The sequence below is a fragment of the Rhodocaloribacter sp. genome (assembly GCF_056451265.1).
Window position 1 is genome coordinate 18,127 of the sequence record NZ_JBWOPL010000053.1, and the last position, 23,014, is coordinate 41,140.

20 protein-coding genes and 1 tRNA gene are annotated in these 23,014 nt (G+C 59.4%); 6 read left to right on the forward strand and 15 right to left on the reverse strand.

Annotated features, from left to right (window positions below; all coding sequences use genetic code 11):
• The gene (locus tag AC1HIY_RS09420; protein WP_479576476.1) at nucleotides 1-771 is read left to right on the forward strand and encodes a hypothetical protein; all 771 of its coding nucleotides are present in this window, start codon (nucleotides 1-3) and stop codon (nucleotides 769-771) included.
• Between the two features lie 21 nt (nucleotides 772-792).
• Here the strand turns inward: AC1HIY_RS09420 and AC1HIY_RS09425 are convergent, their stop codons facing one another.
• The 3 genes from AC1HIY_RS09425 to AC1HIY_RS09435 form a co-directional block, all read right to left on the reverse strand.
• Nucleotides 793-1,014 carry an HU family DNA-binding protein gene (locus AC1HIY_RS09425; RefSeq protein ID WP_479576477.1) on the reverse strand — a complete coding sequence of 74 codons (222 nt, stop codon included), beginning with the start codon at nucleotides 1,012-1,014 and terminating at the stop codon, nucleotides 793-795.
• A gap of 125 nt (nucleotides 1,015-1,139) precedes the next feature.
• Nucleotides 1,140-2,936 carry a porin family protein gene (locus AC1HIY_RS09430; RefSeq protein ID WP_479576478.1) on the reverse strand — a complete coding sequence of 599 codons (1,797 nt, stop codon included), beginning with the start codon at nucleotides 2,934-2,936 and terminating at the stop codon, nucleotides 1,140-1,142.
• 43 nt (nucleotides 2,937-2,979) lie between these two features.
• Nucleotides 2,980-5,904, reverse strand: coding sequence for a tetratricopeptide repeat protein (locus AC1HIY_RS09435; protein ID WP_479576479.1), 2,925 nt, complete (start codon nucleotides 5,902-5,904; stop codon nucleotides 2,980-2,982).
• Nucleotides 5,905-6,320: 416 nt separating this feature from the next.
• On the opposite strand from AC1HIY_RS09435, the gene AC1HIY_RS09440 reads away from it, so the two are divergent.
• The 5 genes from AC1HIY_RS09440 to folB all read left to right on the forward strand — a co-directional run bounded on the left by AC1HIY_RS09440 (nucleotide 6,321) and on the right by folB (nucleotide 9,771).
• Entirely contained in the window at nucleotides 6,321-6,548 is a 228-nt protein-coding gene (locus AC1HIY_RS09440; RefSeq protein ID WP_479576480.1) for a hypothetical protein, read from the forward strand.
• 53 nt (nucleotides 6,549-6,601) lie between these two features.
• Entirely contained in the window at nucleotides 6,602-7,288 is a 687-nt protein-coding gene (locus AC1HIY_RS09445; RefSeq protein ID WP_479576481.1) for a hypothetical protein, read from the forward strand.
• Nucleotides 7,289-7,397: 109 nt separating this feature from the next.
• The gene (locus AC1HIY_RS09450; protein WP_479576482.1) at nucleotides 7,398-8,330 is read left to right on the forward strand and encodes a PfkB family carbohydrate kinase; all 933 of its coding nucleotides are present in this window, start codon (nucleotides 7,398-7,400) and stop codon (nucleotides 8,328-8,330) included.
• 26 nt (nucleotides 8,331-8,356) lie between these two features.
• Entirely contained in the window at nucleotides 8,357-9,379 is a 1,023-nt protein-coding gene (locus AC1HIY_RS09455) for a hypothetical protein (protein ID WP_479576483.1), read from the forward strand.
• Between the two features lie 11 nt (nucleotides 9,380-9,390).
• Complete coding sequence (gene folB / locus AC1HIY_RS09460; RefSeq protein ID WP_479576484.1) at nucleotides 9,391-9,771, forward strand: dihydroneopterin aldolase; 381 nt, start codon at nucleotides 9,391-9,393, stop codon at nucleotides 9,769-9,771.
• Between the two features lies 1 nt (nucleotide 9,772).
• Here the strand turns inward: folB and miaA are convergent, their stop codons facing one another.
• From miaA to AC1HIY_RS09520, 12 genes are all read right to left on the reverse strand, one after another.
• Nucleotides 9,773-10,690, reverse strand: a complete 918-nt coding sequence (miaA, locus tag AC1HIY_RS09465) for a tRNA (adenosine(37)-N6)-dimethylallyltransferase MiaA (RefSeq protein ID WP_479576485.1) — start codon at nucleotides 10,688-10,690, stop codon at nucleotides 9,773-9,775.
• A 14-nt stretch (nucleotides 10,691-10,704) separates the two neighbouring features.
• On the reverse strand, nucleotides 10,705-11,046 hold the full coding sequence (locus AC1HIY_RS09470; protein ID WP_479576486.1) for a rhodanese-like domain-containing protein: 342 nt from the start codon (nucleotides 11,044-11,046) through the stop codon (nucleotides 10,705-10,707).
• A gap of 6 nt (nucleotides 11,047-11,052) precedes the next feature.
• On the reverse strand, nucleotides 11,053-12,003 hold the full coding sequence (locus AC1HIY_RS09475; protein WP_479576487.1) for a tyrosine-type recombinase/integrase: 951 nt from the start codon (nucleotides 12,001-12,003) through the stop codon (nucleotides 11,053-11,055).
• 126 nt (nucleotides 12,004-12,129) lie between these two features.
• The gene (locus AC1HIY_RS09480) at nucleotides 12,130-12,933 is read right to left on the reverse strand and encodes a tellurite resistance TerB family protein (protein ID WP_479576488.1); all 804 of its coding nucleotides are present in this window, start codon (nucleotides 12,931-12,933) and stop codon (nucleotides 12,130-12,132) included.
• A 61-nt stretch (nucleotides 12,934-12,994) separates the two neighbouring features.
• A tRNA-Lys gene (locus AC1HIY_RS09485) sits at nucleotides 12,995-13,070 on the reverse strand.
• 95 nt (nucleotides 13,071-13,165) lie between these two features.
• Complete coding sequence (locus AC1HIY_RS09490; RefSeq protein ID WP_479576489.1) at nucleotides 13,166-15,097, reverse strand: DNA gyrase/topoisomerase IV subunit B; 1,932 nt, start codon at nucleotides 15,095-15,097, stop codon at nucleotides 13,166-13,168.
• A 30-nt stretch (nucleotides 15,098-15,127) separates the two neighbouring features.
• Nucleotides 15,128-17,467, reverse strand: a complete 2,340-nt coding sequence (locus AC1HIY_RS09495; protein ID WP_479576490.1) for a DNA gyrase/topoisomerase IV subunit A — start codon at nucleotides 17,465-17,467, stop codon at nucleotides 15,128-15,130.
• A 160-nt stretch (nucleotides 17,468-17,627) separates the two neighbouring features.
• Nucleotides 17,628-18,281, reverse strand: a complete 654-nt coding sequence (locus AC1HIY_RS09500; RefSeq protein WP_479576491.1) for an AlbA family DNA-binding domain-containing protein — start codon at nucleotides 18,279-18,281, stop codon at nucleotides 17,628-17,630.
• Nucleotides 18,282-18,301: 20 nt separating this feature from the next.
• Nucleotides 18,302-19,330: an NAD(P)H-dependent glycerol-3-phosphate dehydrogenase gene (locus AC1HIY_RS09505; RefSeq protein ID WP_479576492.1), complete on the reverse strand. Its 1,029-nt coding sequence runs from the start codon at nucleotides 19,328-19,330 to the stop codon at nucleotides 18,302-18,304.
• A gap of 54 nt (nucleotides 19,331-19,384) precedes the next feature.
• Nucleotides 19,385-20,068 (reverse strand): glycerol-3-phosphate 1-O-acyltransferase PlsY, encoded by a 684-nt coding sequence (gene plsY, locus AC1HIY_RS09510; RefSeq protein ID WP_479576493.1) that lies wholly within the window; start codon nucleotides 20,066-20,068, stop codon nucleotides 19,385-19,387.
• A gap of 162 nt (nucleotides 20,069-20,230) precedes the next feature.
• On the reverse strand, nucleotides 20,231-20,422 hold the full coding sequence (locus tag AC1HIY_RS09515) for a PID-CTERM protein-sorting domain-containing protein (protein WP_479576494.1): 192 nt from the start codon (nucleotides 20,420-20,422) through the stop codon (nucleotides 20,231-20,233).
• Nucleotides 20,423-20,461: 39 nt separating this feature from the next.
• Nucleotides 20,462-22,936, reverse strand: a complete 2,475-nt coding sequence (locus AC1HIY_RS09520; protein ID WP_479576495.1) for a T9SS type A sorting domain-containing protein — start codon at nucleotides 22,934-22,936, stop codon at nucleotides 20,462-20,464.
• Nucleotides 22,937-23,014 lie beyond the last annotated feature (78 nt).

Here is a 23,014-nt window from a genome sequence, read left to right on the forward strand (position 1 = left end):
ATGAATGACGTTGAAAATCGATGCTTCATCTTCGACCTCGTCGGGTGCTTCCGCCTCCGCTTCGTCTTCGGAATCGCTTGTTTCCACCGTTTCCGCGACGATCTCGACCTCCTCGACGGTTTCCTCGACCACGTCGTAATCGGCCTCCTCGAAATCCGGTTCCGGAAGCGGGCCGAGCGGATGATCGGCGTCGTCACGCGGGGCTTCCCAAACCTCTTCCTCAAGGGACTCTTCGAACGCAACAGTCTCGAACAAATCGGGCGCTTCCGCATCGGCTGTTTCTTCCGATGCTTCGTCGGGTTCTTCGGTCCCGGTCGCATCCTCTGTGCCCAACGCTTCTTTTTCTTCCGCTTCTTCTCCGGAGGGGGGAGGAGGGGCATCGGCGACGGATTCTTCAGCTTCTGCGACTACTTCTTCGGGACCGGCCGGTTCGTCTTCGGGACCGGCCTCCTCCATCTCGTTCTCTTCGACATCGCTTGTGCGCTCTTCCGGCTCCGGGGAGACAGGCAGCGCGGGCATTCCGGCGAAGCGGTAATTAGCGGCGATTTCGAGGGCGGGCGCCGCTTCGAACGTGAGGCCCTCCCTTGCGCGGCGGAAAACTCCGAGGCCGGGGATCGTCGTCTCACCATTGGTGCGAAGGTCCTCGTGGAGGCGGGCAATCAGAGTCTGGAGCGAACGCTCGGCTTCTTCGGAGGAGATCCCGAGGCGGGCGGCAAGCTGCTCGATCAGCGAAGCGGACATAAGGGTGGGGGCGCATCGCGCTCCGTTTGATTCGTACGACGGCGATTGCTGTTATTGCTCGGCCTCAAAAACGACCGTGTCGCGAGGAGGGAGGACGACGCTGCGGCCGTTCTCGTCTTCTGAGAGCCGGCTCGGAAAATGTTCGAGATGAAAGGATCCGAGACCGGGAACGTCCACGGCCTTTCCCTCCAATACACCGTCACGAACGATGTCGGCGAGGGCATTAGCTATCTGTTCTGTCGAGATTTGTGCCATGGGGTTTTTTCGTTTCACGGGAGCAAAAACACGAAGCGCTCCGGGCGTTGTTCCGTAAAGGGGGGCGTATGATAAAGATACGGTAATTTTCGTTCGGAATAAAAGGCGGAGCGGCCAGGGGCACGAATATCCGTTATTGCATGTCAAAAACGAACCCGCAGACCGACCAGGAAGGCCGCAGGAATCTCGGGATAGTTATCCCATCGGGTGAGGCGATTGCCGACGAGGTTTTCCGCGCGTCCGAGGATCCCAACCCACGGAGTGACCTGGTAGGAGGCCTCCACGTCCAGGTTGAAGTAGGCTCCGACCCTGTTTTCGGGCGTGCGTTCGCGGGCGCGGTACCGCGGGCTCTCGTACACGCTGCTGAGTTGGAAGAGCCCGTCGCCTCCGGCGAAGATGTAGGACAGCATTGCCGTGCCCTTGAGGGGCGCGAAGTAGGGGAGTTCGGCGTCGGCTTCGATGAGGCGTCCCTTGCGCACATCGAGGCCGATGGAGGCGTGAAGACCGCTCGTCAGCATGAAGGACGCCTCACCGCCCACCCGGTAGATGCGGGCCTTGCCGTATCGGGCGGAAGTGAGGCCCTCGGTATAGATGCCGAACCCACGGCCGGCCTCCTGCTCGAAGTAGAGGTAGTTCGGTGCTTCTTCGAAACCGGCGCGTCCGGCCATCTGAACGTTTCCGAAGAAATATCGCACGCCAATCTCGGCATCGACCGTGCGGAGGGTCGGTTGCATGCGTGGTTCGTCGACGAGGTATGGGTTTTCCCGGTACAGATCGCCGAGCGAAAGCATTTCGAGCGCGGGACGGTTTTGGACGTAGAGGTTCAGGCCCGTCTGAGGATAAAGATCGATGCGGAGATCGGGTGAGACGTACGTTGCATTCCGGTTGCCGCCGGTGGGCGTCTGTCCCTCGGCGGAGAACCCCAGTACGCGAAGGCCGAGCGTCACGCGATAGGCGTCCCGGTAAAGGAAGCGATACCCGGCTCCAGCGTAGAGTGCCCGCACCGTCGAGCCGAGGAGGCCGTCGGTGTCGAGCCCGGTGGTGGAAGCTTGAGCGACGACGTCTAGCCTTCCGCTCGACACTGGAACGGAAAGGGCGCCGTCGAAGTCGAGCCGGCGTTCGAGGCGGGTGAAATTGGGGTCTTCGCCGGCAGGATCGGCGAAAACGTCGGTTTGTATGCGAGCGGCGCCGTATCGGATCTCCGCGTCGAGGTCGAAGGCGGCGGCGGCCTGTGTACGCGCCCACAGACTCAGGCTCCCCCCACGTCCTTCCCGGTCGGGAAAGGGCACGAAGAGCGAACGGACCGGACTCCGGGCGCCGTACAGCGTATAGTTCTCGAAGAACCCCGCGACGGTGGCTCCGGTGACGGCGACGGACGACCGCGTCTGCAGACTCGCGGAGGCTTCGAGCGCGTCGTACGGGTTTTTCAGGTCCGGAAAGGTCTGTTCGAAGGGTGTGTTTCCGTCGGAGCCCCGGTAGTCGACGCGTGCGCGGAAGGTCGCGCTTTCCGAAACGGGCACGCCCACCCGGGCCCGCACTGCCCGGCTGAGATACCGCCCGGCCGCTGCTTCGAAGGCTCCGTCGATGGGCGCGGCTCCGGTGAGCGAGGAGACGGCCGGAGGCTCCGGCGCCTGAAGCGGGCTCGGCGGCAGGTCGGCGCTTTCCTGCTTGTAGGGTTCGATGAAGGGACGCCGGTCGGGAGGAATCTCCGGCACGCGCGGGGGCGGGTTGAAGCCGATCAACGGCTGTCTCTGAAGCGAGGGAAACGTGATCTCGAGCTGCCCGAGGATCTCGACTTCGCGCGGGGCGAGGTCGGGCAGGGCCGGGTCCCGGCCCTGTGTTTCCTGTCCCATAGCCTGCGCCGCGGGGAAGGCAAGCAAGAGCGCGAAGGCGAGCCGGAACGGGAGGATTGAGAACGGGTGTTTCAACGGGGACGGCATGTTGGCTTCGGAATGGGGGGGTGAGAGACGATGGGGGCGGGCGCTAGAGCTCGGTTTGCTCACGGGCGGCAATCTCGGCGGCTTCGGTTCCGGCGTATTGGGTGGTGAGGAGCTCATAGAGGCGGAGCGCTTCGCCCGTCTGTCCTAATTGTCGGAAGGCGCGCGCCTGGGTCAGATAGCCGCGGGACACCCAGTCGACGTAGTTCGGGAAGAGCACCGGCAGCCGACCGAGCTCTTCGATGGCCTGCTCGGCGTCCCCGTTCTTGAGGAGCAATTCTCCGAGTCGGGCAAGGGCTTCGGCCCCCGCCTCGTCCCGGCTCTTGTCGGCAATGTCTCGGTAGAGACGGAGCGCTTCGTCGGTCTTGCCGTCGCTCTCATAGAGCCGGGCGAGGCCGAGCCGCGCGGGGATAACCTGCGGAGAGTCGGGGGCGGCGGAGATGGCTTCCTGAAGCAACTCTTCCGCCTCGCGATGACGCCCGAGATTCATCAACGCGATGCTCTGGCCGTACCGGGCCTGGGCGAGGAGCAACCCGTCCTTCGTCTGGTTTGCGATGGACTCGAGGAGGCGGTATGTGCGGAGCGCGTCCTCATGCCGGTTCTCGTTTGCGTAGAGTTCTCCGAGTCGCCTGGCCGCATCGGCGCGGCGGGGGCTGTCGGGATACTGCTCGATGAGCCTCCGAAAATAGTTCTGTGCCTCCTGGATCTGACCTCGATCGGCGTAGATCGAACCGACGTAGAAATAGGCTTCCGGCAGGAGGGTCTCACTTCGAGCCGAGCGGATGAAGGCAAGGAAGCCACCCAGGGCTTCTTCTTCCCGTCCGCCCTGGAATTTTGCTTCGGCCTGACGGAACCGGAGTTCGTCCACGATCGGGGAATCCGGATGCTCGGCAATGAAGGCATCGAGGATCTCGGCGGCGCGGGCTTCGTCGTCGAGGGCGAGGAGCGCGTACTGGATGCCGGCGGCGGCGTCGGCGATGAAGGGGCTGTCGGGATAGCGCGTGAGCACTTTTTGATAGGCCTCCACGGCTTCTTCGAGACGTCCTGCGTTGAAGAGGGCGTCGCCGATGCCGTATTGAGCCTTGGCGGCGAGGGGGTCGCGAGGATAGTCATCGATGAGCGACTGATATTCCTCGATGGCGCGGTCGTAGTCCTGATTCAGGAAATAGAGGTAGCCGAGTGAATACTGGGCTTCCTCGCGATACTCACTCTGCGGGTACTCGACGAGGAGTTCGCGGAATTTCGTGATGGCTTCGAAGGCGTCGCCGGCATTGGAATAGGCCTGCGCCATCTGATAGAGGGCGTAGTCCTCGCCCTCGGCGGCGACGAGGGAATAGATGCGAATGGCTTCAGGATAGCGCTTGAGGGCGTAATAACTGTCGGCCAGGCGGAGTCGAGCGTCGGTGCGGTACGGCACCGTCTCGTCGGCCTCCCGATAATGGTCGAGGAACCATTTGAATTCCGTTATTGCAAGAGCAAACTCACTTCTCTTGAAATACACCCAACCAAGCGCATAATGCGCCGCCTCGACGTGACGGGCGGCCGGGTAGTCCTTCAGATACTTCTGAAAGAGGCGGGCCGCCCGATCCAGCGCCCCGTTCTGGTAAAAGCTCTCGGCGGCCCAGAAAAGGGCCTCGTCGGCCTTCGGACCCTTCGGGCTTTCCTGATAGAGCGACATGAACGCCGGGGCGGCCTCGGAGAACTTGCGGCTCCGATACAGGAGCCAGGCTTTCTGAAAAACGACTTCCTCTTTGAGCGACTCGGGCGCCGCATCGAGGGCCACGGCCCGGTCGAAGCTCTCCAGCGCTTCGTTGAACCGTCCCAGCGCGATGAAGGTGTTTCCCTGGTGATAATAGGCCTCGCCGAGCAACGAGGATTCGGGATAAGATCGAATCAGTCGTCCGAAAATCTCATTGGCCTCTTTCCACTGATGAAGTTCATACTGCGTGAGCCCGAGTTCATAGAGGGCGTGATCGGCAAGGGCATGCTGAGGCCAACGGTCCGCCGCCTCCTGGAAGAGCCGAATCGCGACCTCGGGCTCGGCGGCCAGCTTCCGGTTCACGGCGGCGTAATACGTGGCCCTGGCGGCCAGGTCGTCGTCGAAACCGGCCCGCACCCGGTCGAATTCATCGGCGGCCCACTGATACGCTTTTTCGAAGTGATAATTCCACGCCAGACCGTAAAGGGCCCGTCGGAAATATGGGCTGTCGGGGTTGCCCTCGGAGAAGCGCCGGTAATAAACGATCGCGTTATCGTAGTCTCTGAGCTGGTTGTAGGACTCGGCCAGTAGGAAGGTCGCGCGCTCCCGGGCTTCGCCGGAAAGGTTCGGGAGGCGACGCTGAATTTCGGTGACGGCCCGCGGGTAGTCGCCAAGCTCATAGTAAACTTCCGCAAGCGCCAGCCCGATGTTCTGCGCATACGGGGAATTCGGATATCGGGCGGCGAGGAGTTCGAAAGCCCGGGCGGCGGCGTCGTACCGCTCACGTTGGACCTCCGCCACGGCGATGGCGTACAGCGCGATGGGCGCCGTGGTGGTCTCCCGGTATGCATCGGCGGCGCGTTGATAGTACCCGATGGCTTCCTCGATACGACCGAGATGGATCGCGGATTCTCCCATCCAGTAGAGTGCTTTCGCAGCCAGATCCGGCAAGGGATTGGAAGCGAGCACTTCCGAAAGCACGCGAAGGGCCTGCTCATAGTCACCCGCTTCGTAGAAGTGCTTCCCGAGGGCAAGGCGCGCCTGAAAAGCCAGAGGATGCGCCGGATAAAGCTCCTGGAACCGTGAGAACAGCCGGATGGCTTCTTCCTCATGACCTAACGTCAGCGCTGCCTCGGCCTGATAATACAAGGCCTCCGGGGCGCTGACGTGATCCGGGTAGCGTTTACGAAAAGCGTCGAACACCTCGATGGACTGCTCATACAGATGTTCGGCGTATAGCTTGAAACCCTCCGCAAAGATGGATTCGGGCAACTCGGGTTCACGTTGCGCGTGCGCAGATTGCCTTCCGGAAAATTCGGGACCGATCAACAGGAGAATCGCAACGAGGACGAAGCTAACGGGCAAAGCACGATAGAGAGAGCGTATGGAAGGCACAGAGTCGTCAGGTTTTGTCGTTGGAATCCAGGAAGAAACGGGGCGTCGGATCGTCGTGTGGCTGACGCACCCTCTTCGCGTGACGGTATGAATCATGTTTCAGCCCTCAGGTTTCTCGCCTGTTCGAACAATTGAGTGAGGCTTCTCAATCGGGTGCGCGTTTCCGTCAAAACCCGAGAGCGTTCAGGAACGTTATCAAGCTTGCGAGTTAACACATCGGAAAGCCCGCGCCCCCAACACCGCCTCACCGGGGCGCATCAGGGCTCCGGGCAAAAACTTATCCAGAAACTACCATGCAACCCGAACGGATCCGGGGCGGCGCTGCAACCGATACGGAGGTCCCGGCCCATGACGCAACTGGTGAAGCAACCCCGTCGTCCGAAACGGAGCCGACGGGCGATGCGACGGCTATGTTGCGCGCGGCCTCTCCGGAAGCCTGGGTGCGCGAGCATCAGACGGCCGCGCTGATCGGTTCTTTCGCAGTCGGTGTCTTTCTCGGTGTGCTGCTGCGTCGAACCTGAGCGCGCCAGCGGCCGGATCTGATCATGAATCCAGCAAGGTAAGAGGTGACGTCATGGATGAACGGAAAGGCGTGGATGTAGAGGAAGCGGTTCCCGAGACCGACGGCGCTGAACGTGCCGAGGAACGCACGGTGAACGAAGCCTCCGCTCGAATCCATACGATGCGTGAGGAGCTGCGAGAAACCATTGAGAGCTTACGAGGCGACCTCGAGCGCCTGGAACTGGGAGAAGTCCGGGATCGCGCCCGTGCATGGGTCAAAGAGCATCCCGGTCGGGCGACGCTGTTGGCGGCAGGCGTCGGTATGTTCATCGGCGGCGCATTGACACGCGCGCTGACCCCCAAACCTGCGCCCCTCTCCGCTCGGGCCCGGCGTCGCGCACAAAGACTGGCCGGCCATGTGGGCAAAGTTGCTCGCGAGACGGGCGCGCATCTCGTGCATGACGCCGTAGACGTCGGTCAGAAGCTCATGGATCAAGTGAGCCGGGAAAGCGAAAAGTTGCCTCGTCGGGCGCGTCAGTTGGGCGAGGACGTTGTGCACCGCACGGAAGCGCTGGCCGAGACGCTCGTCCAGCAGGCCGAAACGGCGGCAAAAGAGGGCATGGACGAGCTCTTAGCGTCCGTTCAGACACACAAAAGGCGGATGAACGGCGCTCTCGATCCTCTGTTTCAGGCTCTCCGAGTCGCTCTGGCCGTGACTTTTTTCAAGAAAATGACCGAGCGATTCCGCCGAGAAGGGTGAGGGAAGTCTTCATTTCATACAACATGCATTCCCGCAAGGCTCGCTTTCGACGGGGTTGCCCTTATATTTATCAGGTTTGAACGCACGCTAACCCACCCGACCTGATCAAGTGAGCATACTGGCAGTAGGCACCGTCGCCGTCGATTCGATAGAGACCCCCTTCGGCTCGGTGAGCCGCGTTCTGGGCGGGAGCGCCACGTACATTTCTATGGCAGCCAGGTACCTGAGCCGCCCGGTGGGTCTACTGGCCGTGGTCGGCGGCGACTTCCCCGAGTCCTATATGCACATGCTTGAAGCCTGCGACCTCGATCTCCAGGGGATAGAGGTCAGAGAAGGCGAGAAGACGTTCTCGTGGGGGGGGAAGTATCACTATGATCTAAACGACCGGGACACGCTTTTTACGCACCTCAACGTGCTGGCGAACTTTGAGCCGACCGTGCCGGAGGCCTATCGTAAGAGTAAGGTGGTCTGTCTCGGCAACCTCGACCCAGACATCCAGTGCGAGATCCTCGATCAGGTGGATGGACCGGAAATGGTGATCTGCGACACGATGAATTACTGGATCGAGAACACGCCGGAAGGGTTGTGCCGGGTGCTGGAGCGGATCGACTGTCTGATCGTCAATGACGCCGAGGCACGCGAACTCTCGGGCGAACCGAACCTGGTCAAGGCTGCGCGGATCATACGCGCGCTTGGCCCCGAGATCCTCGTCATCAAGAAAGGGGAACACGGGGCCCTGCTCTTCGCAGACGGCGCCGTCTTTAGCGCACCAGCATATCCCCTTGAAGAAATTCAGGATCCTACGGGCGCCGGCGACGCTTTTATGGGCGGTTTTGCGGGCTATCTCGCAAGCAAGAATTGCTATGACATCGACCACCTGAGGCGAGCCGTCATCTATGGCAGTGCGATGGCTTCATTTACGGTGGAAGAATTTGGTCCGCAACGGTTGCTCGCACTCAAAGAGACCGAGATTCTCCAACGCATCAATGCCTTTCTCACACTGGCGCATATACCCATCTCTCCGTATTTCATTGAGCCTTAAGGGCGGCCTTAGGCGGGAGGCATACCATGGATCGGATCGTACCTGGAAGGTGGTATAAGGCAAGGGGTACTTTCTTGGTTATATATGCTGTTATCATCTCCCTTTTGTTATGGACCAATATTTCCTGTGTGCGTGAGAAAGGAAACACCGAAGAATCCGACCTTGCGTTCGTAGATTTTGAAAAATCCAATACGGAGTTGCTCCTGCGATACTATTTTGGAGCCTATCTGCCCGATCGTGAACAGGATGCCTTTGAAGGAGGCTTTGTTCGGCGAATGGATGGAAAATATTACGTCGACCGGGATAAGATCCGCCAATCCCCCTTGTTGTCGCGACTGATCTCGGACGGATATTTGGAAGATGGGGCGCTAGACTGGGATGAGTTCTCTGCGTTCATTCGGGAGACCTATTATCAAAGTCGGAGTCCATATCCAAACCTGGATGCTGTATACAAAGGGCTTGCTTTCCGTCCCGGAGATTCGTCGTGGTTTCATGTGGACGTCAGAGGGGTTATGACCACCGCGCTAAGGCGGGTATACGTTAAGAAAGCGGCTCTGAAGGCAGCCCTTGGGACGTACCTCGCCAACGACCGACGGCTTTTGTATCCTGTTGGGACGACGTTTATCGGAGAGCACTGGATGGATTCATCACGGGTGGAAACGACCGTGATGAGCAAGCGCCCGGATGGATTCTGGGATTTTTTTATTTATGGATCCGAAGGGCAACTGGCAGGAGAGACCAATACGCCTCCAAAAAAGTTGACCGCCCCGATCCAATGTTTCGGATGTCATACCGGCAGTAAGTTGTTCGAGCCCGAGAAGAGTTTCCCGGGTTTCGCGAAGGAGGGCCCCCACGGCCCGAGAGCGCTCTATGTGGAGGACACATTTCGCAACAAGGAAGTGGCAGCCTACTTCGATGAACATCGAAAAAGAAGCGACATGATTCTCGGGATATACAATACACTTTACGTCTCGGAAATGCTGGTGCGAAGGCGGAACGGCGATCTTTCGAAAGAGGACGAGACTTTGTTAACCGATCTTGGACTTTAAACCACAACCAGATGACTACCGGAACGGTTCGTTTGATCAATGCCGTCTTTTATGCACACCATGGTGTGATGAAGGAAGAGCACCAGATTGGCGGCAGATACGAGGTGGATGTGAGTATCGATCTTGACTTCAGCGATGCCGCGGAACATGACGATTTAAAGAAAACAGTAGATTACGAAAAAGTATACAGGATAGTTAAGGGAATCATTACTCGAAATAAATTTTACCTCATCGAGCGCTTGGCCTATATGATCGCCAATAGTATCGTAGATGAATATGACTATGTATACTCGGTTGAAGTTATTGTGAGAAAGCCTAATCCTCCAGTTGGAGGGCCATGTGATCGAGCAGAAGCAGTGTTTAAAAAAATAGTCTCATCGTCTGACGTGTAAATTAATGTATACTATGCATAATTTTATTAATAATACAATCGACCGAATCATTTGCATCAATCCATCTGAATGAGGGATATCTTCTGAACCAGGTCAGTTGTCGCTTGGCATACCTTCTGGTGTTGCGCTTGATGAGCCTCAGCATTTCTGTATGTGAAATATTGTCTCGAAGACGAGAGACGACCTCTTTATAACCTATGGTTTTTAGAACAACCGAATCGGGATCAATGCCGGAGGAGATAATTTCTTTTACTTCCTTCTCCAATCCGTTTTCTATCATCTCCTCGGCGCGTCTATTGATGCGCTCGTACAATACTTCCCGTTCTCGGAAAAGCACAAAGGTATAGAAGCTGTAACGATGTTGTTTAGCCTGTCCTGTGTGGAAAGAGGAGAGGGGGCGCCCGGCGCCGTAGTATACCTCTAGTGCTCGCACTATACGTTGTGCATTCTTCGGGTCTATGGCGTGAGCAGTTTGTGGGTCCAGCAAAGTTAGTTCATGGTAGAGTGCTTCCAGGCCTTCCGTCGTGAGTCGTTGCTGCAGTGCGGCCCTTACGCTTCTATCGATAGAAGGGATGTCCGACAATCCGTATAGCAGCGCGTGGAGATAAAGCGTTGAGCCGCCCACAATAAGAGGGATCTTACCCTTCCTGTGCAGGGCCTCGATCAAACGCGTCGCTTCGTTCGCAAAGATCCCGGCCGAGTAGGGTTCCGGGAGGTGGCGCTCGTCAATGAGGTGATGGCGCACGGACGCAAGTTCTTCCGGCGAGGGTTTGGCCGTGCCGATCGTCAGTTCTCGGTAGATCTGACGACTGTCGGAGGAGATGATCTCTGTATGGAGCGCCTGCGCCAGCTGGATCGAAAGCGACGTTTTGCCTGCGGCCGTCGGGCCGGTGAGAACGATGACGGGCAGTTCCGACAAGGTGCGCTCACGGTTTAGTAGAGGGGGACGGTTGGGTCGATCTCAGTGCTCCAGGCCAGTATTCCACCCTCCAGGTTGTATACCTCGGTAAACCCCATCGACATCATGTAAGCGGCGGCGTTGTCCGACCTGGCTCCGGAACGACAGTACACGACGATCCTCTCGTCTCGTCGATCCTTGAGTTGATCCAGACCTTCCGACAGCTCGGAGAGCGGGATGTTCATACCCCCGATAGTGGCAATTTCACGTTCCTCGGGCTGTCGCACGTCGATTAATATAAACGGCGCGCCTTCATCCATCAGGCGTTTGAGGTCGCGGACGTTCATTTGCGGCGGTTTTGGACGAAAGAATTGCATGAGCATTCAGGGTTTTTTAAGGTCGATGAAGTCGGCGGCGCTGTTTCTGAGGCGGTCACTTTGATGAATGTAAATCATCGTTGTTTCTATGTTTTTGTGCCGTGCATGTGATTGCACCTGTTGCAGTGAGGCGCCGGCCTCTATCGCCAGCGTGCAGCCGGTATGACGGAGCGTATGCGCTCCAATGTCGGGCAGGCCTGCGAGACGCGCCGTATCTCTTATAATGGTGTAAATTGAGTGGGTAGAGAGTCGGCCGCCGTAGTTGTTGTTGCTGAGCGAACGCCAGAGAGGACCCGAAGAAATGCCGTAGTGATCTTTCATGCGTTCGATCTCCTCATAAACGTGGTTCGGCATCTTGATATACTGGTCGGCGCCACCTTTGGTGAATGGGAGTTCGAGGATCCAGTATTTGCCGAGGGGTTTGATGTGCTCGACGTCCATGGCTGCAGCTTCCGAGCGTCTCAATACGCAGTGAAGCAGTGTGATGACGAGCGCGCGGTCCCGTGGGCCCGTCTTGCTTCGCTGTTCTGCTGCATGGATCAGGGCCTGTGCCTGCTCTTTCGTCAGGCTGATGATGGGCCGATCGCGTTGCGAGGTGCTTCGTACCCTTCGAAGCAGCTGTCGATGTGCCGGGTTGTGTTCGAGTGCGCCGAGGGCCAGCAGCCAGTCGAAAAAGCCTCGAATGGCGGCAAGTTTCCGTTTGATCGTCGAGGCTTTGTACTGATCGTTTTCCAGACTGGTGAGATAGGCATTGAGGTCAACGAAGGTGATGCTCCGCGCCATTTCATAGGTGACGGGGGCTTGCCCGAAGAAGCGCACGAGATCGTTCCGATACGCCTTGCGGGTGTGGGGCCGGTCGAAACGCTGGAGGTACAGCGCCAGCAGGTCTCGTGAGGGGTCGGCGCCGGTGAGCGGATGATGTTCGGTCCGATCAAGGGCTCGTGACGGTTTGTTCATCGCAGGCCTTCTCCGGGTGCGGGGTGTTTTTTCTTGCTCAACCTTTGATAACTATCCTTATCGTAGGTTGGGGAATATAGGCCTTGTGTGCGTCTTGTGCAAGAACCGGGCGCTGCTCTAACGCAGTCAGGATGCGTGTTCGATCCGGATGTCGATATCCCACGCATCCGCCAGCGAACGAATCATGGAGACGGCGTGTTGATTGAGCGGGCCGTCCGTCCGGGCAATCGAAACGAGGTCGTTCACGACGGCAAAACACTGGATCTTCGAGAACGCTCGTTGGATCGCATTCATCGTGTCGTGGATCTCCTCGGACTCGAGACCCTCGGAGTAACTCTGAAGAGCCTCGCGAAGAATCGAGCGGATTTCTTCTTCCGTGAGATCGGGCTGCCATTCCGACAACCGTTCGATCATCTCATGGATTTCCTGGTTGCTCAGGCGGTTATCCGAACTGTGCGCGACGATGAGGTACAGAAGTGCGATGTCGTGAAGCAGGCTCCAGCCTTCGGATACTTCTACATGGGCCGTCGATTGGCTGAGTAATTCCTGCTCGATCTCTTTCAGTCCCCACGTGGTGGCAACCAGGCCGATCAGATTCTGCTCGGCGCTCAGGAGAACGCCGTCGGCTTCGGCTATCCGCATGATGTTCTCCAGAACATGTTGCCGCTGCTCGGGTGTCAGCGCTTTTTCGAGAGACTGAATCGTGTGCGAGAGTTCCGAGCTGAGATCGCCCTCAAGGTAGACACTGAACGCTTCCATGACCAGTTCATGGATCTTCTCGACGTCTTGTCCGGGCAACCATTCCTTCAAAGAATTGACGATGGTGTTGAGTTCGTCTTCGCTGAGTTCGTGATCCGTCCCGTACGCAACGGAGAGAAACAGGAGCGCCAGGTCATGCTCCCGGGTCCACTGCTCTGAAGTCTTGCTCATGGCTTCCCCTTTGAACGTTTCCCTGATGAAAAAAAGCCTCTGAACCGTGCATTCAGAGGCTTGGTAGGCCCGGAGGGACTCGAACCCTCAACCCACGGATTAAGAGTCCGTTGCTCTGCCAATTGAGCTACGGGCCTGTGGTTTCGTGCACGAAGTTAATGGAATGAAGCTTATAATTAAAGAACAATAACGGCCTTATCTCATTATTCAACCCCGGAGACCCTGCGGTTCTTTAGACATCGAGATCCGCGACTTCCGAGGCGTTCTCCATGATGATGCGATACCTGGCGGAGGCATCTTTCCCCATGAGATCGCTGATCGTGCGTTCGGTAAGCATCCGTTCCGTATCGGGTATCGTGACCTGAAGCAACCTCCGTTTTTTCGGATCGAGCGTGGTCTCTTTCAAAGTCGCGGGCATCATCTCACCGAGACCCTTAAAGCGCTGAACGTCTATTTTTACGTTCTTTCGGCGTCTTTTGATCTTTTTCTCGATGCGCGCCCGGTCGGCGTCATCGAGCGCCCAGTAGGTCTCTTTGCCGGCGTCGAGCCGGTACAGGGGCGGCTGCGCCAGGTAGACGTACCCCTCCTCGATGAGAGGTCGGAGGTAACGATAGAAGAAGGTCAGGAGCAACGTGGCGATGTGGTGGCCGTCGGAGTCAGCGTCCATGAGCAGGATGACCTTATGGTAGCGCAACGCGCTCAGGTTGAGGTCGTCTCCGAGCCCGCATCCGAGCGCCTGCACGATGTTGGAGAGCTCCTTGTTATCGTGGACCTTTTTCAGGGTGGCCTGTTCGGAGTTGAGCACTTTCCCGCGCAGAGGCAGGATTGCCTGACGTCGACGGTCACGGCCCTGTTTGGCGGAGCCGCCGGCCGAATCGCCCTCTACGATGAAGATCTCACTCTCGGCCGGGTCGGTTGATGAGCAATCGGCCAGTTTTCCGGGCAGGTTGAGCCGATGACTTACGTTGCTCTTGCGACGGACCTGGCGCGCGGCGGCTCGGCTGGCATGCCGGGCGCGCGCTGCCTGCACTACCCGTGTCGCGATGGCGTCGCCGGTGGTCGGGTGAGCGTTGAGGAAGCGTTCGAGTTCGATTCGCACGGCTCCGGTGATGAGCGATCGTGCCTCCGGGTTGTTCAGCTTCTCCTTCGTCTGCCCCTGAAACTGCGGGTCCATCATGTACAGGTTAATGACGGCCACGAGTCCTTCCCGAATATCGTCCGCCGAAATGTCGAGATTTTTCGGCATCAGGTTGTGCGTGTCCATGTATGCCCGGATAGCGCTTCGGACCGCATCCTTCAGCCCTTGCTCGTGCGTGCCCCCGTCCCGTGTGGGGATGCCGTTCACGTAGGAGCGGAAATATTCCCTGGGTAGTTCGGTCCATTGCAGCGCCACCTCGACGCGGCTTCCGTCATTCAGGGCGTCTTGCCGCAAGACAAAGGCATCCTGATGCACCGGGCGCGCGGTCCTTTCTTCGATGAGGTGCGCCAGGTATTCCGCAATGCCGCCTTCATGATGAAACTCGGCGCGGGTCTGATGCGCCTCGTCCTTGAAAATGATCCTCAGGTTACCGTTGAGGTATGTTTTGACCTCCAGCTGCTCGCTGATCCATTGCGCGTCGAACGCGGTCGTCTCGAAAATTTCAGGGTCCGGGCGAAAGAAGATCGTGGTGCCGGATCCTCGGGTATTTCGGGAGATGCATTTCAGTTTGGTGACCGGCACGCCCCTCTTGTAGCGCTGCTCGTAGGTTTTTCCGTCCCGCTTCACCGTCGCGATGAGTTCTTCCGAGAGCGCATTCACCACGGATGCGCCCACCCCGTGAAGTCCGCCGGAAGTGATGTAGTTGCGGTTGTCGAACTTCCCGCCGGCGTGCAGTGTGGTCAGGATGAGTTCGAGCGTGGGTATCTTCTTCACCGGGTGCTTCCCCACCGGGATGCCGCGACCGTTGTCACTCACGGTGATGCTCTTCCCGTCTCGGTGTAGTACGACCTCGATTTGTGAGGCGTAGCCGTTCGTCGCTTCATCGACGGCGTTGTCGACGACTTCCCAGAGCAGATGATGGAGTCCCGGCTTGCCCGTCCCCCCGATGTACATGCCCGGTCGTTTTCGGACGGGTTCGAGGCCTTCAAGGACCTGTATGTCTTCGGCTTGATATGTTTTTTGCATTGCAATAACGGAATTAATGCGCGGGGCTCGTCAACCCCGCCCGTTGCTTCGCTCCAGCGTCTTTTCCACCGGTGGAAGGACGACCTCTCGCAGACTGCCGCGCCGGATGATGAGCCGCCCCCGGTTGCCTCGATTGGTTACTTCAAACTTGGTCGTGCGCACGACCTCACGACGTCCACGGCTCGTCTCCACCTCCAACCCCTTGCGTGCCGAAGCCGATAAGGTGAAACCCAGGATGCGATCGTCCGACCCGATACGCATTGCGATGACCCCCTTGCCTGCGTTCTTGTACACGGGAACCTGGCGGGACGGGAAAATGAGCACATACCCTTTCTCCGAGGCCAGACAAACGTGCTCGTGGCCCGCGCCAACCTCGGCGCTCACCACCTCATCTCCCTGCTGCAGCCGAACGTACAACCGCCCGTTCTTCGTGGACGGCTCGGAGTAGGCCGACACAGACAGCCGCGAGACGAACCCCTTCCGCGTGACGGCGACCAGAAAAGGGCCCTCGCCGGACTGTTTCCCGTTCGCTTCGAAAAGCTCGGGAGAAGGATCAGGAAGCGCCACCGGTTTCGGCAACAGGCGCGGGTCGGTCACGATGACGCCGACAATACGTTCTCTGTCCGAAAAGTCGAAGAGCTTCTGAATGGGGATGCCATGCCCGGTGGTGCCGGGGAGCGCGTCGATTCGAGTGGTGTACGCTCTTCCGAAGTTCGTGAGGAAGCATACGGTTTCCCGCGTAGAGCCCTGAAGCACCCATCCGATCTCGTCTCCTTCGCGCACGCGGATGTTCTGAAGTTCCGTGTACGAACGCTGCCGCTTGACCCATCCGTTGCGGGTGACGATGACGTAGACGTCCTCTGCGATGATGTAGTCTTCTTCCGAGTATTCGAGCGTTTCATCCGGCCCTGAGATGTGGGTGCGGCGCGGATCGGCAAAGCGTTTCCTCAGCGCTCGGAGTTCCTCCCGGATGAGTTTCCACCGGGCTTCCTCGTCGGAGAGTAGCGTTCGGAGCGCAGCCGCCAGGGTCTCCTTCTCTTCGAGTTCTTTCCGGATCGCATCGATCTCGAGACGGGCCAGCTTATACAGCTTGGTCTCGAGGATCGCCTCCGTCTGAATCTCGTCGAGACGGAAGCGGTGCATCAGTCGCTGGGCCGCGTCCTGTTTGTTGTCCGAAGATCGGATGATTTTAACGGCCTCGTCGAGGGCATTGAAGATGATCTCGAACCCGCGCAGGATGTGGATGCGTTTTTCGAGCTGGTCGAGATCGAAGCGGAGCCGTCGGACGACAACGTCCATCCGGAACGTCAGAAATTCCCGGAGCACCGTCAGTAAGTCGACCCTGGCGGGCGCGCCGACCTCCGGATTCTCCGTTGGGATGAGACAGGTAAGATTGACGTGAAAGCGGGTCTGGAGCGATGTGTGTTTGAAGAGATACGCCATCGCAACCTCGGGGCGCGCGCCGCGCCGAAGCTCGAGCACAATACGCACTTCATCGGTCGACTCGTCCCGCACGTCTACGATCTGAGGTATCTTGCCCTTGATGATGTGATCGGCGATCTGCTCGATGAGGTTGGCTTTCGAAAAACCATAGGGGATGGAATGAATGACGATGTGCTTCTTCCCTTCGAGCCGGTACTCGGCCCGGACCTCGATGGCCCCCTCCCCTTTCTCATAAATCTGAATCAACTCGTCTTCGGTGTTGAGCACACGCCCACCCGTGGGGAAATCCGGACCCTTGATGTGGTTTTTGACGAGGGTGGCCACCCGGGCATTGGGCGAGCCGATGAGATAAATCAGCGCGTCGACGACCTCACCCAGGTTGTGCGGCGGAATGTTCGTCGCCATGCCCACGGCGATGCCGCTCGCTCCGTTGACCAGAAGGTTGGGGAACCGCGCGGGCAACACGACCGGTTCGAACAATGTGCCGTCGAAGTTGGGCCGGAAATCGACCGTTTGCTTCTTGATCTCGGCAAGCATCTCCATCGACAACGGGAGGAGCTTCGCTTCGGTGTATCGCATCGCGGCGGGATTGTCGCCGTCGAGCGAGCCGAAGTTGCCGTGTCCGTCGACCAGGGGCGCGCGGAGCGAGAACGGTTGCGCCATCCGCACCATGGCATCGTAGATCGCCGAGTCGCCGTGAGGATGATACTTGCCCATCACTTCCCCGACCACGGTCGCGCTCTTGCGATAACGCCCTTCCGGATACAGCCGAAGGTTGGTGTACATCGCATAGAGGATGCGACGCTGAACCGGCTTGAGTCCATCCCGGATGTCCGGCAGAGCGCGACTGGTAATAACGGATAATGCGTAATTGAGATACCGCTCACGCGCCGTTTCGTGTAAGGGGATGGTATCTATGACTGGCATTTTTTCTTTGCAATAACGGATTACAAGGGGTGGTCGAGGAGAATCTACAAAAAGGCGGTGACAAAGGTTCGACAGGCTCCGAAGAATTCCCTCACCTTTTCAATCCGCCCTGAAAGGGATAGATCCTCGACGGGAAGGATTGTCGACGCGTCGGGAAACGTTAGACCGCCCGCGCCCGCGCAAGGGTGAAATAGTCCTGCTTCGGGTGTGCGTGAAGGGCGAGCACGCGGGCGCGGGTCATCAGAACGAGCGTCTGAGAGGCGCGGCGGCGGGAGATGTGGGCAAGGCTGGCGAATTGCTCGACGGTGATGCGGCCGTAGCTTTCCAGATAACGCATGAGCATCAGTTCGTGATCGCCGAACGTAAATTTGACATCCCGAGGCCGGGTTTCGGCACGCATCAAGCGCACTTTTTCCCGACTGGCCTCGATGCTCATGTCCTCCAGGCGCACGTACGCCGTTCTTGACGCGCGCCCGTTGCCGACCACGAAATGAGGCTTCTCCGAACTCTCGCGAACGACGACGACGATCACGTCGCGCTTACGGGAGATGGCTACGCGCTCCGTCTCGACCGGCACGATCGGGTGGCAGTGATTCTCGAGAGAAACTCTTAGCGCGTATTCCTCCTCTTCGGCATCGCGCACCCCATGGATCGACCCGTCGTCGTCGATCCCGAGGAGCAGACGTCCCCCCCTCGTGTTCGCAAAGGCGATGATCTCCTTGGCGATCCGCTCCGGTTGCGGCACCTTGCGTTTGAATTCAAGGTGAGGTCCTTCGCCGAGCGAGACCAAACGTGTAAGGTCTTGTAAGGTCATGCGACTCGAAAGAACGATTGCTAGGCCTGCAGGAAATCCGGCAGCCAGTCTTCCTGTTTGGCCGAACGGGTCATGAGGTCCTCTACCGCTTCTTCCGGCTTCTTGCCCTCGAAGAGAATGGCATAGACGGCCTCGGTGATGGGCATCTCGATGTTCAACCTTTTGGCCAGATCGTGGACGGAGCGCGTGGTGCGAACGCCTTCGGCCACCATGGTCATTTCGGTTTCCACCTGTTTCAGGGTCTTGCCGCGTCCGATCTGCTCTCCGAGATAGCGGTTGCGACTGTGCTTGCTCATACACGTGACCACGAGGTCGCCGATGCCTGCCAGTCCGGCGAACGTGGACGCTTTGGCTCCGAGCGCCATGCCCAGCCGCGCGATCTCTGCGATGCCGCGTGTGATGAGAGCAGCCTTCGCATTGTCTCCGTATCCCACGCCGTCGCTCATGCCGGCGGCGACGGCGAGCACGTTCTTCACCGAACCGGCAATTTCGACGCCGATGACGTCGGTGTTTACGTACACCCGCAGCCGCGAAGTCATGAACGTCTCCTGAACCTCCTCCGCCACGGCGGGATCATAGGCGGCGGCTACGACGGCCGAGGGACACCCCCCCACCACCTCCTCCGCGTGACTTGGCCCATAAAGCACCGCGAGCCGTTCGCGGGGAAGGTTCGTCAGCACCTCGTCGAGCACCCGTGTCGTGGTAAGCAACGTGCCGTTCTCGATCCCTTTGGCCACCGAAACGGCCACGAGATCCGGATGTGCGTAGGGCAAGAGGCGCCCCGCGACTTCGCGCACGGCCTGCGAAGGAGTAGCAAAGACCCAGAGGTCCTGATCGTTTGCGGCGGCAGCAAGGTTGGACGTGATGCGCACGGTGTCGGGGATGTGCGCTTTCGGCAGATAGGTCGGATTGTGCCGCTCCTGATCCATGAAAGCGGCAGCGGCAGGTCGGCGCGCCCAGAGGGTCACGTCGTGGCCGGCTGCGGCCAGGCTGATGGTGAGGGCTGTCCCCCAACTCCCGGCCCCGATCACTGCAATGTTCTTTGCCAAGGATGCCTGTCGGCCTGATGAAAGTCTCCTACGATGGCGCCGGCGGCAGGCGCCTCAGAGCTCGCCGCGTCCGCGCATCCCGCGCGCCGGGCGAAACGTCCGGATCCGGCTTTCCGTGCCATTGACAAGGCGCTTGATGTTGGCCCGATGCGCATAGACGATGGCCAGCATCATCACGATGCTGATGATCAACAGGCTGCCGTCAAGCGAATCGACGTGGAAGACGTACTTCCGAATGGCGACGGTAGCCGGAAAGGCAACGGTCGCAAGGAGAGAAGCCAGCGACACATACCGCGAGGTAAAGAGTACGAGGGCGAAGACCCCGAGCACGATTAACATGGTGACGGGCGAAAGCGCAAACAGCACTCCGGCCGCCGTGTTGACGCCCTTGCCTCCCTTGAACCCGGCCCAGATCGGGAACATGTGGCCGATGATAGCGGCAAAACCGGCCAAAAGACGGACGAACGTCTCGATCTGCCAGAACTCAAGACCGGAGGGCAGACCATCCAGCCGGATGGTGGCGATCACGCCTGCAGCAAAAAGGCCCTTTCCGAGGTCTACGACCGTGGCAAGTACACCGGCCTTCCAGCCCAATACGCGGAAAGCATTCGTTGCGCCGGCATTCCCGCTGCCGTGCTCCCGTATGTCGAGGCCATAAAGCCACTTGCCGACCCATACACTGCCGGGTATGGAGCCGACCAGATAACTGAGCACAAGAATGACTACGAGCGATAACATGGCTTACGAGTTTTTCTCCGCGAAAATGGAACGTGTCTGGTTTGCTTTTCTCGTTCAACGGCCGAGCCGAGTGTTTTGTTTTCCACAGGGGCGCCCGGCAAGCTTCATATGATCTCAGATCGTGCGGCGGCTCTCCTCCCTGCTTCACGCTCTTTTGAGCATTTAGAGCGATTTTCTATGTTTTCGAAGGCGATAAGCCGCATAGCCTGCGCCCGCTGCCATCAGCAAGGCCAGACCCTCCACGGGCGCTTGATTGGGCGCGGGCGGCATGTCGGGCGGTATTTGCGCCAGCGCGGGAAGGGCCAGGAGAAATGCCAGAATGACAAAAATGGGGATGAAAAAGGGGCGTTTCATGGAGGGTTCCTCTCGTTTATCTCGCTTCCACAGTTCAGATTATTTGACCAGGAGCATGGTGCGCGTTTCCACGTTCCCGTTGACGACCAGGCGATAGACGTAGACGCCGCTCGGGAAGTCCCGGGCCTCCCACGTCGCCGTGTGCCATCCAGCCTGCAAGCGTCCGGAGACGAGGGTCGTCACCTCCCGCCCCAGCACGTCATACACGGCCAGATGCACCGTGCCTTGCTCCGGCACCCCGAATCGGATGCTCGTCGCGGGGTTGAAAGGATTCGGGTAGTTCTGTTCCAGTATGAGGCTGGACGGCAGTTCCGAGGACGTCGTTTCTTCGACGGCCGTAACGATACCTGGCCGCACCTCGATCTCGAAGCGCGGCGTGCCCGCTGCGGTCATGAAGGCAGTGTCCGGCGACCCGAACCGCCCTTCGCCGTCTTTGCCCGCCTCGCTCGCGTCCTCAAACGAATAGCTGTTCGCAACCCGCATATCCACGGTTGTGCCTGTGGTCAGGTCCGTGAGCAGCACGTCCCAGTCCTCGGGGATATTCTTCCATTCGGGCCATCGCAGGGTGAAGGTCCCGGAGAGGCCTTCATTGACCAGATCCAGCGTATACTTTTGCGTCTCCGTGGGATCGGCCGGCCGCGCGTCCTGCGCGAGCATGAGCGTCTCGCCGTCCTTCTCCTGCTGAAAAGCGAGTGTGGCGTATTGCCCGAGAAACGGCGTCAGTTTCGTCGCGTCGTATCCGTCATGACCGGGAGAGGCTTGCGGATGAAAGAAAAGTTGCACGGCGCGGTCGAGGTTTCCTGCGGGACCTTCGAGTTCGAGCTGAATGGAGCGCCACACGGGGCTCCCTTTCGAGAACTGTGCGACCGTGGCCGCGTCGTTTGAACGCGCAGAGACGGGGATGGTCACCTGGGTGGCGTCGTCGCTTTCGAGAAAGAAGCCCTGCCAGACCGAGACGACCTCGCCCGTGCCGAAATTGAAGACGACGTACGAGCCGGTCGAAGGGCCGGGATCGCCGCCGCCCGGAGCGCCGGCGCCGTCATCCCATACCTGAATGGGGCCGAGACCGCCATTGACGACGCCCGTGCCGTTCCCCGTGAGATCATCCAGGTTGAGGTTCGTGGCAAACGGGTTGCCGACCAGCGTGAAGCCTCCGAGTTCGAGCGCGACGGATACGTCGGCGGTGGGTTCGAGGCCGGTCGTGGAGAGGTCGAGCGGGAGCGGGGAGCTTCCGTTCACAGTGTTGTCGAAGAAATAGACGATGAAGCCCAGCCCGTCTCCGAAGGGCGTGCTCACGTCGGTCGGCTCGGTCCAGGCGCCGGTGCTCGGATAGAAGAGCGCGTTGGCGTCGGCGGTGGGACTCGGGCCGCCGGTGATGCCCTGAATGGCCGTGTCATCGGCGATGTCGTTGAGCACGAATCCGGTCTTCGGGGCGGAGAGCATGCGCCAGCCCGCATCGCCGGAGATGGTCACACTCCGCACGAGCGGCGTGTCGTTGCGGAAGAACTGCACCTTTCCCTGATCACTCTCTCCGATGAATGCCTCTGCATCGCCGTCGCCGTCGATGTCTACGAATGTGGGCGTACGGTCGAAAAGCGAGGCCGACTCGGCCACATCGAGCGGGTTATCGGTCCCCGTGCGCTGGAGGAACGCCGGGTTGGCGTTGTCCCCCGTATTCTCGAAATAGAAGATGGACGAGGTGTTGGTGGAGAAGCTGAAGAACTCACCGATGAAGGCATCGAAGTCTCCATCCTCATCACAATCGACGAAGGCGGGTGAGAGGCGCTCCCCGAGGTTGAAGGCTGCGTCGAGGGGGTTGGCCGTGCCGGTCCGCTCGAGGAAGGCGGGGGTGGTCACCGAACCCGTGTTTTCAAAGAAACCCACCCTGCCGCCGTAAAAACCATTGTTGCCGTTCCCGATGAAAGCATCGAAGTCGCCGTCGTTGTCGATATCGACGAAGGTCGGCATGGCATAGTTATCGACCGTCACACGGAGCGGGTTGTCGGTGCCCAGGATTTCGACAAAAGCGGGACTCGTCGCCGAACCCGTATTCTCGAAGTACCGAACCCGACCGTCACCCGCACCGACGAAGGCGTCCATGTCGCCGTCGTTGTCAATGTCGACGAACGCCGGAGCGGCGCGTCCGTCGTTGGCTGACACGTCCACCAGATCGAGCGGGTTTGCCGTACCCGTGCGCTCGACGAACGACGGCGTGGCGCTCGTGCCCGTGTTTTCGAAGTAGGCGACGTCGCCATAGCCGCCGAGGAGCGAATTGCCCGTCCCGACGAACAGGTCGGAGTCGCCGTCGTTGTCGATGTCGACGAACGCCGGCGCACTCCGGCCGAGCACGTCGACGACGTCCACCGGATTGCCGGCACCGGTCACTTCGGTAAATACGGCGTTCGCTCCCCCGCGCATGGGAAACGTCCAGCCCGGCTCCGGCGCGTGCGACGCCCAGGGCGCCGGCTGCCGGTACCACGGCTCCGCGCGCTCGATCGCGTCATCCCGAGGCACGCTCCTGTCTGCATCGTCGGCAGACGCGAGGCCGGCCTCATTAACCATTCCCAGACACAAGCCACTCAGGAGAATCGT